At 54.4% G+C, this 281-nt stretch carries 1 rRNA gene; it reads right to left on the bottom strand.

Going from position 1 to position 281, the window contains the following annotated elements:
* Positions 1 to 281: ribosomal RNA gene (locus QSK34_RS37675) — 23S ribosomal RNA — on the bottom strand; the annotation flags it as partial.

Genomic DNA, 281 nt, shown 5'->3' with positions numbered 1-281 from the left:
AGTATTCTCTACCTGACCACCTGAGTCGGTTTAGGGTACGGGCCGCCATGACACTCACTAGAGGCTTTTCTCGGCAGCATAGGATCACCCACTTCGCCACAATCGGCTCGGCATCACACCTCAGACTTAATAAGGGACGGATTTGCCTATCCCTCGTCCTACATGCTTACCCCGGGACTACCATCGCCCGGGCTGGGCTACCTTCCTGCGTCACCCCATCGTTTACCTACTACCAGATCAGGTCCAGCGTTCCCTTGAAAGAAACCCGAAGGAATCAAACA

The organism is Herbidospora sp. NBRC 101105, assembly GCF_030269205.1.
Taxonomy (GTDB): Bacteria; Actinomycetota; Actinomycetes; order Streptosporangiales; family Streptosporangiaceae; genus Herbidospora; species Herbidospora solisilvae.
Note: the sequence above shows the minus strand (reverse complement) of the source record. Positions and strands in the feature narration are given on the sequence as shown.